Origin of the sequence: Olleya sp. Hel_I_94 (assembly GCF_007827365.1) — a bacterium.
GTDB lineage: Bacteria > Bacteroidota > Bacteroidia > Flavobacteriales > Flavobacteriaceae > Olleya.
Map to the genome: position 1 here is coordinate 466987 of NZ_VISI01000001.1, position 14033 is coordinate 481019.

The 14033-nt window shown below is 32.6% G+C and carries 13 protein-coding genes; 4 read left to right on the forward strand and 9 right to left on the reverse strand.

From position 1 onward, the window contains the following. Positions 1 to 126: 126 nt before the first annotated feature. The 7 genes from JM82_RS02230 to asnB all read right to left on the reverse strand — a co-directional run bounded on the left by JM82_RS02230 (position 127) and on the right by asnB (position 8663). Complete coding sequence (locus JM82_RS02230; protein WP_145000835.1) at positions 127 to 717, reverse strand: hypothetical protein; 591 nt, start codon at positions 715 to 717, stop codon at positions 127 to 129. A 123-nt stretch (positions 718 to 840) separates the two neighbouring features. Further along, positions 841 to 1491 (reverse strand): DUF4412 domain-containing protein, encoded by a 651-nt coding sequence (locus tag JM82_RS02235; RefSeq protein ID WP_145000837.1) that lies wholly within the window; start codon positions 1489 to 1491, stop codon positions 841 to 843. Between the two features lie 98 nt (positions 1492 to 1589). After that, positions 1590 to 2516: a malate dehydrogenase gene (mdh, locus tag JM82_RS02240; protein WP_145000839.1), complete on the reverse strand. Its 927-nt coding sequence runs from the start codon at positions 2514 to 2516 to the stop codon at positions 1590 to 1592. 92 nt (positions 2517 to 2608) lie between these two features. Further along, the gene (locus JM82_RS02245) at positions 2609 to 3622 is read right to left on the reverse strand and encodes a DUF6588 family protein (protein ID WP_145000841.1); all 1014 of its coding nucleotides are present in this window, start codon (positions 3620 to 3622) and stop codon (positions 2609 to 2611) included. 52 nt (positions 3623 to 3674) lie between these two features. Beyond that, complete coding sequence (locus tag JM82_RS02250) at positions 3675 to 4646, reverse strand: DUF6588 family protein (RefSeq protein ID WP_145000843.1); 972 nt, start codon at positions 4644 to 4646, stop codon at positions 3675 to 3677. Between the two features lie 91 nt (positions 4647 to 4737). After that, positions 4738 to 6687, reverse strand: coding sequence for a DNA topoisomerase (ATP-hydrolyzing) subunit B (gyrB, locus tag JM82_RS02255; protein WP_145000845.1), 1950 nt, complete (start codon positions 6685 to 6687; stop codon positions 4738 to 4740). A 302-nt stretch (positions 6688 to 6989) separates the two neighbouring features. Next, positions 6990 to 8663, reverse strand: coding sequence for an asparagine synthase B (gene asnB / locus JM82_RS02260; RefSeq protein ID WP_145000847.1), 1674 nt, complete (start codon positions 8661 to 8663; stop codon positions 6990 to 6992). Positions 8664 to 8855: 192 nt separating this feature from the next. Here asnB and JM82_RS02265 point away from each other — a divergent pair, with 192 nt between their 5' ends. Continuing rightward, a complete protein-coding gene (locus JM82_RS02265) occupies positions 8856 to 10133 on the forward strand; it encodes a YCF48-related protein (RefSeq protein WP_145000849.1) in 1278 nt (425 codons plus the stop codon). Here JM82_RS02265 and JM82_RS02270 read toward each other — a convergent pair whose 3' ends face one another. Next, positions 10134 to 10682 (reverse strand): HNH endonuclease, encoded by a 549-nt coding sequence (locus tag JM82_RS02270; protein ID WP_145000851.1) that lies wholly within the window; start codon positions 10680 to 10682, stop codon positions 10134 to 10136. 65 nt (positions 10683 to 10747) lie between these two features. Beyond that, positions 10748 to 11377, reverse strand: a complete 630-nt coding sequence (locus JM82_RS02275) for a 7-carboxy-7-deazaguanine synthase QueE (protein ID WP_145000853.1) — start codon at positions 11375 to 11377, stop codon at positions 10748 to 10750. 105 nt (positions 11378 to 11482) lie between these two features. On the opposite strand from JM82_RS02275, the gene JM82_RS02280 reads away from it, so the two are divergent. From JM82_RS02280 to JM82_RS02290, 3 genes are all read left to right on the forward strand, one after another. Beyond that, complete coding sequence (locus tag JM82_RS02280) at positions 11483 to 13012, forward strand: helicase HerA-like domain-containing protein (protein ID WP_145000855.1); 1530 nt, start codon at positions 11483 to 11485, stop codon at positions 13010 to 13012. Between the two features lie 69 nt (positions 13013 to 13081). Then, positions 13082 to 13633 (forward strand): hypothetical protein, encoded by a 552-nt coding sequence (locus JM82_RS02285; protein WP_145000857.1) that lies wholly within the window; start codon positions 13082 to 13084, stop codon positions 13631 to 13633. 12 nt (positions 13634 to 13645) lie between these two features. After that, positions 13646 to 14032 carry a hypothetical protein gene (locus JM82_RS02290; RefSeq protein ID WP_145000859.1) on the forward strand — a complete coding sequence of 129 codons (387 nt, stop codon included), beginning with the start codon at positions 13646 to 13648 and terminating at the stop codon, positions 14030 to 14032. Position 14033 lies beyond the last annotated feature (1 nt).

Below are 14033 nucleotides of genomic sequence, written 5' to 3' on the forward strand. Positions count from 1 at the left end.
AATTTTTAATCGCGCAAATATATAGTTTACACGAAGATTTGACAATTATTTTTAATGGTTTAAAATGAATTGTTTAACGCCTAAATAGCAAGTACTATATAGCGAAAAATGTTTTACTAAAAAAGATTAAGCTTGTGGTCCTGCTCTACCTTCTGGAATGTTGAAGTTTCCTTTATCTATACTAATAGAGTTATTAGTATTTACTTTTGGAGTTACTTTTACAGGACTGGTTAATTGTAATATATTTTCTGTTATCCCAGAAAATGATAGCACTACCTGTGATGCTCTAGTATACTCTTGTTTTGCTTCTACTATAAACTTTCCGTCAAAACCAATACCTGATTGTGTGTTGGCTTTAATTTCAAAAACATCTACGTTATAACCATTATCTAAAGGACTATTTGGGAGACTTTCTTTACCGCTATTGTAGATTAGTTTTTCTTTTAATAAAAAAGATTTCACCTCAGTTATTGCTATATCGCTATAATAGGTGATTTTTAAAATTCCGTTATGCTCAAAAACTTGTGTGTTTTTTACACCAATATTTTCAAGTTGCGCTTTTATAGCATGTATTGCTTTTTCTGTCTGAGAAACAGTTGCTTGATTATCGGAAAATTGAAATACAATTTGTTGGTTAGGTACAGTGATTTGTTGTTGACTAACAACAAAAAATGTAAGTGCAGTAATTACAATGCCAAAGTACCATTTAGACTTCATGCGTCAAATATAAAAAATAAGACTTTATTTGTATAGTCTTTAAGTAATTAAATAAGTGTTTAAAGCAAAAAAAGAGTGCCTTTTTTGAGGCACTCTTTTAAATATCTAATAAAAATGTAAATTTTACATTCCTTCCATTAACTCATATCCTTCTGGAGGCGTCATAGAAAACTTATCGTCTGCAACAGTTTCTTTTTTAACTTCTGTTACTTCATAAGTCATTGACATATCCATACCAGCTTGATTTACATTAATATTCATTAATAATGGAAATCCTTTAAAATCTTCTCCAAACTCTACAGTCTGTTGGTTTGCAGCAACAATAGCTTCGGTAGTATAAACATCCATTTTCATGTCAACACCATCTTGATTCATTACAACGTTATACTCTTGACACTCGTAACCTAAGATAGTCTTAGTTTCATCACCTTTAGTGATTTTAACATCAGACTTATCAGGAGATTCTGCTATGTCTGTTAACGAATACATTTTACCCATCATTGGGTTATTAAGCAAAGTTAACATCTTTTTAGATTGTGTATCAATAATAGAAACTGTTTCTCCAGACATTGGATTGTTAGTTTCTGATCTAGTTTTGTCTGCTTTAAAATAAGTAACAATAGCAATATCGCCAATCATAGCAAACTGCTCATTCATTTGTTCATTACTACTTGACATTGTCATTTTAGAAGACACTACACCTTCTGTAATCTGCTCTTGAGCAACCATAGACAAACTAAAAGTTGCCACTAATAAGAATACTAATTTTTTCATTTTTGTAAAATTTGTTAAGGTTAATTAAAATTTATGTTGTTTTTACTTATTATAGGCAATTACCTTGCCATAACAAATTTTACAACTGGTATTAAAAATTATAGTTCTAATAATCCGTTTGTTGCAGATACACCTTTTGCGCTTTCTTGCATGTGTGCTTTTTCGGCATCACTTAGGTTTATCTCTACAATTTTTTCGATTCCGTTACGACCTAAAATTACTGGAACACCAATACATAAGTCTTTTAATCCGTATTCTCCATCTAATAACACAGAACATGGGAACATTTTTTTCTGGTCACAAGCAATAGCCTGAACTAATCCGCTTACTGCTGCTCCTGGCGCATACCAAGCCGAAGTCCCTAATAATTTAGTTAAAGTTGCTCCTCCTACTTTAGTATCCTCTTTTACTTGGTCTAATCTGTCTTCAGATAAAAACTCAGATACTTTTACACTGTTTCTAGTTGCGTGTGCAGTTAATGGTACCATCCCTTTATCAGAATGTCCACCAATTACCATACCGTCAACATCGCTAATTGGCGCACCTAAAGCTTCTGCTAATCTGTATTTAAAACGTGCAGAATCTAAAGCTCCACCCATTCCGATGATTCTATTTTTTGGTAAACCTGTAGTTTTGTGTACTAAATAAGTCATTGTATCCATTGGATTACTAACAACTATGATTATTGTATCTGGCGAGTTTTTTATTAAACTAGCTGATACTGTTTTAACTATTCCTGCATTAATACCAATTAACTCTTCACGAGTCATCCCTGGTTTTCTAGGAATACCAGAAGTAATAACGCAAATATCACTACCTGCAGTTTGACTATAGTCATTAGTTACACCTGTTATTTTTGTATCAAAACCGTTTAAAGAGGCTGTTTGCATTAAATCCATTGCTTTACCTTCGGCAAAACCTTCTTTAATGTCTAATAAAACAACTTCTGACGCAAAGTTTTTAATGGCAATATATTCTGCACAACTTGCTCCAACTGCTCCTGCTCCAACTACTGTTACTTTCATATGTATTTTGTATTTAAAAAATTAATTGTGTTTGTTTTAAGTTTTACAAAATTAACATTTTAAAATTACTTTTTATTAAGAAAATAATAATTCTAGAACATGAAATTAATTCCAAGGGATGCTGTGTCAAAATCGGCTAAGGTATAAGATGCATTTATGCCAAAAAATCCTGCCTTCACATTTACGCCAAGTGTTGCTGTTACTCCGTTTGTTTTAGAGTCTACTGAAAAAGGATCGACAATTTCTTCTGAAAATAAAATACCATCAGACACTCTGTATGTACCCAATAAATCTGTTTCTGAGGTTGCACTTAAGTAACCTACTGCACCATAAAAGTTTAAAACCTTAAAATTTGTACCTGCTATTAACTGAAACAATAAACTGTTAACATTGGTTTGTACTTGTTGATTTTCGCCATCCACTACTTCAGTATTTGTAAAATCATAATTTGCGTCTAAATGCGTGTACGATACTAAACCTGATATAGCTAACGGAAAATTACTGTCTTCTGGTAACCAGGTGGTAAATTCTTGCTGTATACCAACACCATACAACCCTATCTTAACGTCTTCGGTTTCTACTTTTGGAAAAAATCGACCTTTAATTTGTGTCCCTTCAAACAATGCAAAACTACCTTGCAAAAAAGCTGTTGGAATTAAATCTACATTTGATGATCCAATTCCTGTTGGTAAAGTCAATTCTACTTCTTGATTACCAAATATTGGATCTTGATAAGTTACCAAAACAGTAACCTCTGGATCATTATGGCCTAATGCTGTCGCTACATTTTTTGAAGGACTATTGTCTGGAAATCTAATGTTTTCGAAATTAGATACATTTAAATTAAAACTTTTATTTTCATCTTTAATAAAAGAAGTATTACCAATAATAGACAATTCAAAACTATATTTTTTAGGTGTTTTTGCATTGTTAAACCAACCCGAACTTATGCCATAAGCCAATCCATTTGTGGCTGGTAATAAATAGCTTTCAGAGAAGGTTTTTGCATCATTAACACCTGCTGCTAACAAATCGTTTAAATTTTGCTGAGCGATATTGCTTTGAGAAAAAAGTATTAAACTTATTACTGTAAGTAGTTTTTTCATTTTAAAAATTTTTAATTATACTATATTTTACGATAATTTTAATGAAATGGTTTTAAATAAAATTATAATTTAAACCAATAACAATGTTAGAGTAAGCACCAAAGGTCAACATTGTATTTATTGAAAAATTATCTAAGTTGTAATTAACAGACAAATCTGATTTAAAATTTGTTTTACTTTTACTTAACGTTTCTAAACCAGTATTAAGTATCTCTAGCAGCAAATCACCTTCTCCTCCTACTTTATAATCAAAATTTGATGTTGTTAATCCCAAGCCTAGTGAGACGTCAAAATTGCTAAAGGTTTTAGATGAAATAAGATTAAATCCATACGATTGACCATCCACTTTTATTGCGTTAATCTTACCTATTATTAAATCTGCTTCGTTAAAATCCTCGTCAACAGAATAATTAGAATACGTTCCTAAAAAAGCAAAATTATAAGTACTGTTTTTAATTCCGTTAAACCACTGATTTAGATTATGCATTACTCCAAAACCTAACGATTTATATACAGAGCTATTAATTTTAATACTTGGCGCTAACCTGACAATTACATTTGTTTTTTTCCATAAACCAATACTTGCTTGGACTTGACCATGTTGTACTGTATTGGCATTAATACCTTCTGGTGCGTCAAATTCAAATACCTCATCATTTATTGAGCCTTCTAAAACCACAGTGTTATCTCCTCCTAAAGCGGATGGTATTAGTGATGAAGTAGCACTACCTTGAATTCCTATATTTTGAAGTTGTGCTTGGTTTACTAAAAACGTTTTTTGATTATCCGGAATTAGTAACATGTTATATTGAATAGATAACTCTACATCAAATTTATTTTTTGGTTTAGCACTAGTATACCAACCTCCAGAAGCCTGAAATACTGATGCATTGGCTGCTGGAGTAATGTATTGATCTGTTAAAAAAATTAAATCTTCGGCTACAGCTTTGACATCTTCAAATTGAGAATAAGCCGAGTTACAAAATACAATTGCAACAATAAATAAAAGCTTTTGCTTTAACATGTTTAAGTTACTTTTAGTTTAGATTTGGGTATAAAAAAAAGGAAACATTTAAAAAAATGTTTCCTTTGCAATATAAAATTATATTTATTATTTAAGCATCGATGTTTGCGTAAATAGCATTTCTCTCAATAAAATCACGACGTGGTGGCACCTCGTCTCCCATTAACATAGAAAATACACGATCTGCCTCAACACCATTATCGATTTGGATTTGACGTAGCGTTCTAAATTCAGGATTCATTGTTGTATCCCAAAGTTGTTCTGCATTCATCTCTCCAAGACCTTTATAACGTTGGATTTTTGCTGACTCTCCAAAATCTTTCATAATAGCAACACGCTCTTCATCTGACCAAGCATATTGTTTTTTAGCTCCTTTTTTAACTAAATATAAAGGTGGAGTTGCAATGTAAATGTGTCCATTTTCAATTAACTCTTTCATAAATCTAAAGAAGAATGTTAAAATAAGTGTTTCAATGTGCGAACCATCAATATCGGCATCACACATGATTACTATTTTGTGGTATCTTAATTTAGAAAGGTTTAATGCCTTACTATCTTCTTCGGTACCTATAGTTACACCTAAAGCTGTAAAGATATTTTTAATCTCTTCGTTTTCAAACACCTTATGTGTCATTGCTTTTTCAACATTCAAAATCTTACCACGTAATGGCAAAATGGCTTGAAATGCACGATCACGACCTTGTTTTGCAGTTCCACCTGCCGAATCTCCCTCGACTAGGTAAACCTCACACTTAGATGGGTCTTGCTCTGAGCAGTCCGATAATTTTCCAGGTAAACCACCTATACTCATTACTGTTTTACGCTGCACCATTTCACGCGCTTTTTGAGCTGCATGTCTAGCTTGGGCTGCAAGAATTACTTTTTGAACAATGATTTTAGCATCATCTGGATGTTCTTCTAAATAATCAGATAACATTTCTGATACTGCCTGACTTACAGATGCAGACACTTCACGGTTACCTAATTTAGTTTTAGTTTGTCCTTCAAATTGTGGCTCTTGTACTTTTACAGATACAATTGCTGTAAGACCTTCACGGAAGTCATCTCCTGCGATATCAAACTTTAACTTGTCTAACATTCCAGACTCGTCAGCATACTTTTTAAGTGTATGCGTTAATCCACGTCTAAAACCTGAAAGGTGCGTACCACCTTCATGTGTATTAATATTATTTACATAAGAGTGTAAGTTTTCTGCATAACTAGTATTATATACCATTGCAACCTCAACAGGCACTCCGTTTTTTTCTCCTTCAAAAGAAATTACATCTTTCATTAAAGGCTCTCTGTTTCCGTCTAAAAACTTGATAAACTCTTTAAGACCTTCTTCACTATGAAATGTTTCTCCTTCAAAAGAACCATCTTCTTTAGTAAATCTTTTGTCTACTAAATGGATTGTAATTCCTTTGTTTAAGTATGCCAATTCACGCATTCTACTTGCTAATGTATCGTAATTATACTCTAGCGTTTGTGTAAAAATTGTCGAATCTGGTTTAAAAGTTACAGTTGTACCTCTTTTATCTGTATCACCAATTGCCTTTACAGGATATAAAGATTTACCTCTTTCATATTCTTGTTCCCATATTTTACCGTCTCTATAAACGGTTGCTGTTAGGTGCTCTGATAATGCGTTAACACAACTTACACCAACACCGTGAAGTCCTCCAGAAACCTTATAAGAATCTTTATCAAACTTACCTCCTGCACCAATTTTAGTCATTACAACCTCTAATGCAGAAATACCTTCTTTTTTGTGAAGATCTACAGGAATACCACGACCATCATCTTCAGTTGTGATTGAGTTATCCTCGTTAATTGTTACTGTGATATTATCACAATGACCAGCTAAAGCTTCGTCAATCGAGTTATCTACAACCTCATATACTAAATGGTGTAAACCACGTACACCAACATCTCCAATATACATGGAAGGACGCATACGTACATGCTCCATTCCTTCTAGCGCTTGGATACTATCAGCAGAATAATTGTGTTTGTTAAACTCTTCCTTTTTTTCGCTCATATTTATATTATTTATGATCTATTTCTGTTATTAAGGCATAAAAAAAGATGCGATTAGGCATCCTTTTGAATACAAACAAATATACACAATTAAAAACGTTTTTCAAGTGTATTTAAGCGTTGTCCTTAAAAATTATTAACATTTGTTAATTATTGAAAAAGTGTCTTAAAAGGCTTAAAAACCGCTTTAAAATAGATTTTGATAATCTTAATTGTTTTTTTTAAGACCAAAAAACACAAAACCTCGCATTTGCGAGGTTTTGAAGCTATTAATATATATACTTTATGCTAATTTTTGTTTAATTAAGATGTAGCATAAGACTTATCATGGACGTTTGCTATTGCACGACCACTTGGCTCATTCATGTTTTTAAAAGCCTCATCCCACTCTAACGCTGTGGCTGTACTGCACGCCACACTTGCTTCTTGAGGTACACTTTTTGCTGCAGCATCACTTGGGAAGTGCTCTTCAAAAATAGAACGATAGTAAAACTCTTCTTTGTTTTGTGGTGTTTGTATTGGAAAACGGAATTTAGCATTAGCCATTTGATCATCTGTAACTGCTTCATTAACCACTTCTTTAAGTGTGTCAATCCAACTATATCCAACACCATCGCTAAATTGTTCTTTTTGCCTCCAAGCTACACTTTCTGGTAACATATCCTCAAAAGCCTTACGTACTACCCATTTTTCCATACGTTCTCCATTAATCATTTTATCTTGAGGGTTAATGCGCATCGCTACATCCATAAACTCTTTATCTAAAAATGGTACACGTCCTTCAATTCCCCAAGCAGCTAAACTTTTGTTTGCTCTTAAACAATCGTACATGTGTAATTTATCTAGCTTACGCACTGTTTCTTCATGAAATTCTTTTGCATTTGGTGCTTTATGAAAGTATAAGTATCCACCAAAAATTTCATCTGCTCCTTCACCTGATAATACCATTTTAATTCCCATAGATTTAATAACTCTAGCCATTAAATACATAGGTGTTGACGATCGTATGGTTGTTATATCATAAGTTTCTATGTTATAAATTACATCCTTAATAGCATCTAAACCTTCTTGGATTGTAAATTTAATTTCATGGTGTACCGTTCCAATATGATCTGCCACTTTTTGTGCTGCAGCTAAATCTGGCGAGCCTTCTAACCCAACAGAGAAGCTATGTAATTGCGGATACCAAGCATCCGACTGGTCATCTGACTCTATACGTTTTTGCGCGTATTTTTTTGCAATTGCAGAAGTTACAGAACTATCTAATCCTCCTGAAAGTAAAACTCCGTAAGGCACATCACTCATTAACTGTCTGTGAACTGCTGCTTCTAAAGCTTCTTTAACTTCTGCAATACTAGTTTCGTTATCTTTTACAGCCTCATAATCACTCCAATCTCTATTATACCATTTTACAAATTCACCATCTTTACTTGACATATAATGTCCTGGAGGAAATAATTCAATTTTGGTACATACACCTTCTAAAGCCTTAAGCTCTGAGGCAACATAAAATGTTCCGTTTTGATCCCAACCAATGTATAATGGGATAATTCCCATGTGGTCACGTGCTATAAAATATTCATCTTTTTCTACATCATAAATTGCAAATCCAAAGATTCCGTTCATTTCATCTACAAAATCAACACCTTTTTCTTGGTACAATGCTAAGATTACTTCGCAGTCGCTTTGCGTTTGGAAATCATATTTGCCTTCAAATTGCTTACGCAAATCTCTGTGATTGTATATTTCGCCATTTGCAGCTAAAACCAATTTATTATCAGGACTAAACAATGGTTGTTTTCCTGAAGCAGGATCAACAATTGCTAAACGCTCATGTGCTAAAATAGCTTTATCATCACTATAAATACCTGACCAATCTGGTCCACGATGACGAATAGTTTTAGACATTTCTAACACTTGAGGTCTTAAATCTTCACTTTTTTGTTTTAGGTCGAAAGCACATACAATTCCACACATAATTTTATATTTTAAATTCTTTAATTCTAATTGATGAAGCAAATATTAGCTTTATGTTTCATAATTAAAACACTAAACGTATTAATGCTTACATTTTTACAACAATAATTAATATTACATTACAATATATCACTTTTTAGTTAGTTAAAAGTATTCTTAACTTTACAATCTGATAGTTAACCCCAAACCACAATGAGATTATTTGTTCTTTTATTTATTTTATTTAGCTTAAACATAACTGCTCAAGCTACTTGGCAACCACTACCTAATATTACTTCTAATCCTAACAATCAACGTTTTGATGACGTGTTTTTTTTAGATGATAATTTAGGCTGGGCTGCAAATGGCTTTTATGCGTCTGTATACAAAACTACAGATGGTGGTATAACATGGTCAGAACAACTAAATCAAACGGATTTAGGTAGTAGTCATTATTTTAGAAATATTGAATTTTCAAATGAAGACGTAGGCTTTTTAGGTACTTTAAATGGTCTTTTTTACAAAACTACAGATGGTGGTATAACATGGACAACTATAACTAATATAACACCAAATCCAGTTGCTATTTGCGGATTAGATGCTGTTGGAACCTCAACAATTTATGGATGTGGTGCTTACTTTGGTCCAGCTTTTATAATTAAATCTTCAGATAATGGTAACAATTGGACATCTATAGACATGTCTGCGTACGCTGATGCTTTAGTAGAAATTTATTTTGAAACTGAAACTATTGGTTATGCTTCTGGAAAAAGTGCAACAGGAGGCATCATTTTAAAAACTATCGATGGAGGAACTTCCTGGACTGAAATATATAACTCCAATATTATTGGAGATTACGTTTGGAAAATACAAGTATTAGAAAACAACACTAATATTATTTTTGGAGCTGTGGAGTCTACAGCAACCACATTAGGACAATTTATAAAGTCTGTTGATGGAGGCTTAACATGGTTTAGTACTAACGCACCAGAAACCCATTTACAGGCAGTTGGATTTACATCCGAAACCCATGGATGGATTGGAGGACACACCACAGGTTTTTACGAAACCACAGATGGAGGACTAACTTGGACAAACTTAAACATTGGTAATAATTTAAACCGAATATTTGTTACCTCATCAGGTCAAGCTTATGCGTCAGGTACTACTATTTACAAATACACAGACCAAACTTTAAATACTGAAGATTTCTCTGTACCAGCAAAATCGCCTTTACAGGTTACATTACTAAAAAATCCAGTTAAAAACAATCTTGAATTTTCAATAGATTTTAAAAGTGATGATAATTTATTAATCGAGCTTTATGACGCTAACGGTAGATTTGTCAAACAACTTTCTAGAGAAATAATTAAAACTAATGGTACCCAAAAACAGTATAAATTTCCGGTTATAGACTTAGCTACTGGAATCTATTTCTTAGATTTTCATAATAATAGTGGACGACAAACAGTTAAGTTTATAAAACAATAGTTACACTTTTACGTGTCCCCAATTTTCACCAGTTTTAATACGATGTAATTGCATTTCTGAAACTCCAAATTGTCGCGCTAAAATCTTTAATCTAGTACGTCTATTTGGATCAAAAAGACGCTTTTTAAGTCTAATCACCTCTGTTTCGGTTAACTTAGAGGATGTTATTACTTTTTTTCTAGTAAGATAATGCGGATTTTTAAATTGATGGATTTCCTTTTCACGTTTAGTTGCCCATTTTAAATTTTCGACTGCATTATTACTTTTATCGTAATCTAAGTGGAGCACAAATTTTGCGTCTTCTGGTTTATCTAAATGATGTTGTGCAACTAATTTGTGAATATATCTTGCTGTACGCTTACCATCTTTTTTTATAACAGGAACTGTACTATACCCATTAATAGGGTATTGGTTTTCTATCAAAACATCAACTCCATCTTCAACTTTACTAAGTCGTCCATGGTTTGATATTTTAAAAGACATATTTTCAGAAACATTGTCATCAAACTGGACAGGTTTCCATTTTTCATTGTAAAAATTTCTAATCATAATGTTAAGTTTATAAGGATTACTTACGCTATGATTAATAGCTATAGTTGCAAAATACAACTATTTTACGGAATATTAAGATACTTGTGTGTTTGTAGCGACACTTTCCATTTAGGATTAGCCATAACATAATCGACAATCATTGGTATCATTGTATCACGTTTACTCCATTCTGGTTGTAAATATAAAATACAATCTCCATTAACTTTAGCTGCTTGCGCTTCCGCAAACTTAAAGTCATCTTTATTATAGATAATACATTTTAACTCATGTGCCTTATCATAAACACCTTGAGTAGGCAGTTTCATTTTTTTTGGAGACAAGCAAATCCAATCCCATTGACCAGTTAACTCATAAGCACCAGAAGTTTCAATATGGATTTTACAACCTTCAGCCTTAAGCTTATCGGTTAATGCTGTCATATCCCAAGTTAACGGTTCTCCTCCTGTTACTACTACAGTATCGCTATACTTTTTAGCATTGGCAACTATTACATCTGTACTAGTTGGAGGATGTAAATCTGCATTCCAACTTTCTTTAACATCGCACCAATGACAACCAACATCGCAACCACCAATTCTTATAAAATAAGCAGCAGTTCCTTTATGGAAACCTTCCCCTTGGATAGTGTAAAACTCTTCCATTAAAGGCAACATTAATCCTTTGTTAACTAAATCTTGTGTCTCTTGCTTCATAGCTTGCAAATATAATCTTATCTAATGGAAAATTTAAGCATTTAAAGTTGAAAGTTTTCAATGATTTACGCTAAGATTAGTATTTTTACATCAAATATTTTTAGAATGAGTAGACAAGACGAATTTTTTAATCATATCACAGAAGGAAATACCTGTAAAGGCGACTACATAACGTTAGGTTCGGCAATGTTAGATGGTCAAACTATAAAAGATGCTTTTGTAAACGTACCATTAAAAACTATGAATAGGCATGGTTTGATAGCTGGTGCAACTGGAACTGGTAAAACTAAAACGTTACAAGTGTTGGCAGAAAACCTTAGTGATAAAGGGATTCCGGTCTTACTTATGGATATTAAAGGAGATTTAAGTGGTATCGCACAACCTAGTCCTGGACATGCCAAAATTGACGAACGTCATGCAAAAATAGGTTTACCATTTGAAGCAAAAGGATTTCCTGTTGAAATCATGAGTTTATCCGAACAAAATGGTGTAAGATTACGTGCAACTGTTAGCGAGTTTGGTCCTGTTTTACTATCTAGAATTTTGGATCTTACAGACACGCAATCTGGCGTTGTAGCAGTTATTTTTAAATATTGTGACGACAACAAACTACCCTTGTTAGATTTAAAAGATTTTAAAAAAATATTACAATATTGCACTAATGAAGGTAAAGAAGAATTTCAGGACGAGTATGGTCGCATCTCTTCGGCATCAACAGGAGCGATTTTAAGAAAAGTTATCGAGATTGAGCAACAAGGAGGTGATTTATTTTTTGGCGAAAAAAGTTTTGAGGTCGAAGATTTATTACGCACCACTAGAGATGGTCGTGGTTACATAAACATTATTAGACTTACAGACATACAAGACAGACCAAAATTATTCTCGACATTTATGTTAAGTTTATTGGCCGAAATATATGAGACTTTACCAGAACAAGGTGACTCTGGAAAACCAGAATTAATCATGTTTATTGATGAAGCGCATTTGATATTTAACGAAGCTTCAAAAGCCTTATTAAATCAAATAGAAAGCATTGTTAAACTAATACGTAGTAAAGGTGTTGGGTTATACTTTGTAACACAAAACCCAACAGATGTACCAGAAGGAGTTTTAAGTCAATTAGGGTTAAAAATCCAACATGCTTTGCGTGCCTTTACAGCAAAAGACAGAAAAGCCATAAAGTTAACAGCACAAAACTATCCAGATACTGCATACTATGATACAGCAGATGTATTAACCTCATTAGGTACTGGAGAAGCGTTAGTGTCTGCTTTAGATGAAAAAGGAAGACCAACACCATTAGCTGCCACAATGATGCGTGCACCAATGAGTAGAATGGATGTGTTAACAGACGTCGAGTTGCAAAACTTATTGGACGACTCCAAGTTAGTTTTAAAATATAACGAAACCATAGATCGTGAAAGCGCTTATGAGCTTTTAAATAAAAAAATAGAAGCTGCTGAAGCCTTACAACTTGAAGAAGACAAAAAAGTTGAAAAAGAAAAAGCTGAAAAACAATCTAGATCAACAACCACAAGAAGACGCAGCACTGCACAAAACCCAATTATCAAAGTATTAACAAGTGCTACATTTATTAGAAGCGTTTTTGGAATTTTAAAACGCGTGATGAAATAATCACTTTTATAAAAAGAATAACAAACAAAATAATTTCGCTTAAGCGGAAACAAAACCAATATAACCTCAATGAAAAAAACAATAGTAACTTTAGGTCTTTTAGCTGTGCTAGTAACGTCATGTAACAAAGCTGCAGATCCATATTTAGTGCAAAACCAAAATATTGGATTATTAACAGACTCAACTCAAGTCAAGGATTTAAAAACTATCTTTATCAACGACTCAGTAATAAGTCCAATTGCTGGAGACGAGTTTACAGGTGCTTTAAATACTATTGAAATTTACGAAAAAGGAGGTAAACACCTATTAAGCATAACACCAAAACAAGCATTAGACTCTACTGCTACAATCTCTAGTATCAAGATAAAAGACTCGAGATTTAAAACAGACAAAGGGATAACTAGCAATAGTACTTTTGGAGATATTAAAGCAAAATATACTATTACAAGCATTCAAAATTCATTTAAAAGTGCTTCCGTTTTTGTTAAAGAAAGCGATGCGTTTTTCTTAATTGATAAAAATGAATTACCATCAGAGTTTAGATTTGATATGAACAAAAAAATAGAGGAAGCAAACATACCAGAAACCGCTAAGATTAAACACTTTATTTTAGGTTGGTAGGTCTTACATAAAATGGAATTCAAAAATGTAAAAAAAAGAAAAGCAGATATTTTGTCTGCTGTACTTTGGATGGTATTTGGATTATCTTTCTTTTTAATTGAAAATCACAAAAACTATGTACTACAATTATTAGCCATACCTATGGTAATATTTTATTTGTATTCTTATTTTTTTGATAAAAGAGATTTATATAAAATAGAGGACGATACTATTAAAACCGTTGGTTGGTTTGCTAAATCTTTTGATTTAAATGAATTAAATAGAGTTAATCGAAATGATTATGGATTAAAATTAGTCTCTGATAATCAAAATGATTTTTTAATAGACAGAAGACTATTATCTATTCAGGACGTTAAAACTATTGAATACATTATAGTTAAATATGAGTCTAAGACTTAAT

Coding starts and splice junctions, on each gene's coding strand:
- JM82_RS02230 (WP_145000835.1), bottom strand. CDS start 717: ATGAAGTCTAAATGGTACTTTGGCATTGTAATTACTGCACTTACATTT.
- JM82_RS02235 (WP_145000837.1), bottom strand. CDS start 1,491: ATGAAAAAATTAGTATTCTTATTAGTGGCAACTTTTAGTTTGTCTATG.
- mdh (WP_145000839.1), bottom strand. CDS start 2,516: ATGAAAGTAACAGTAGTTGGAGCAGGAGCAGTTGGAGCAAGTTGTGCA.
- JM82_RS02245 (WP_145000841.1), bottom strand. CDS start 3,622: ATGAAAAAACTACTTACAGTAATAAGTTTAATACTTTTTTCTCAAAGC.
- JM82_RS02250 (WP_145000843.1), bottom strand. CDS start 4,646: ATGTTAAAGCAAAAGCTTTTATTTATTGTTGCAATTGTATTTTGTAAC.
- gyrB (WP_145000845.1), bottom strand. CDS start 6,687: ATGAGCGAAAAAAAGGAAGAGTTTAACAAACACAATTATTCTGCTGAT.
- asnB (WP_145000847.1), bottom strand. CDS start 8,663: ATGTGTGGAATTGTATGTGCTTTCGACCTAAAACAAAAAAGTGAAGAT.
- JM82_RS02265 (WP_145000849.1), top strand. CDS start 8,856: ATGAGATTATTTGTTCTTTTATTTATTTTATTTAGCTTAAACATAACT.
- JM82_RS02270 (WP_145000851.1), bottom strand. CDS start 10,682: ATGATTAGAAATTTTTACAATGAAAAATGGAAACCTGTCCAGTTTGAT.
- JM82_RS02275 (WP_145000853.1), bottom strand. CDS start 11,377: ATGAAGCAAGAGACACAAGATTTAGTTAACAAAGGATTAATGTTGCCT.
- JM82_RS02280 (WP_145000855.1), top strand. CDS start 11,483: ATGAGTAGACAAGACGAATTTTTTAATCATATCACAGAAGGAAATACC.
- JM82_RS02285 (WP_145000857.1), top strand. CDS start 13,082: ATGAAAAAAACAATAGTAACTTTAGGTCTTTTAGCTGTGCTAGTAACG.
- JM82_RS02290 (WP_145000859.1), top strand. CDS start 13,646: ATGGAATTCAAAAATGTAAAAAAAAGAAAAGCAGATATTTTGTCTGCT.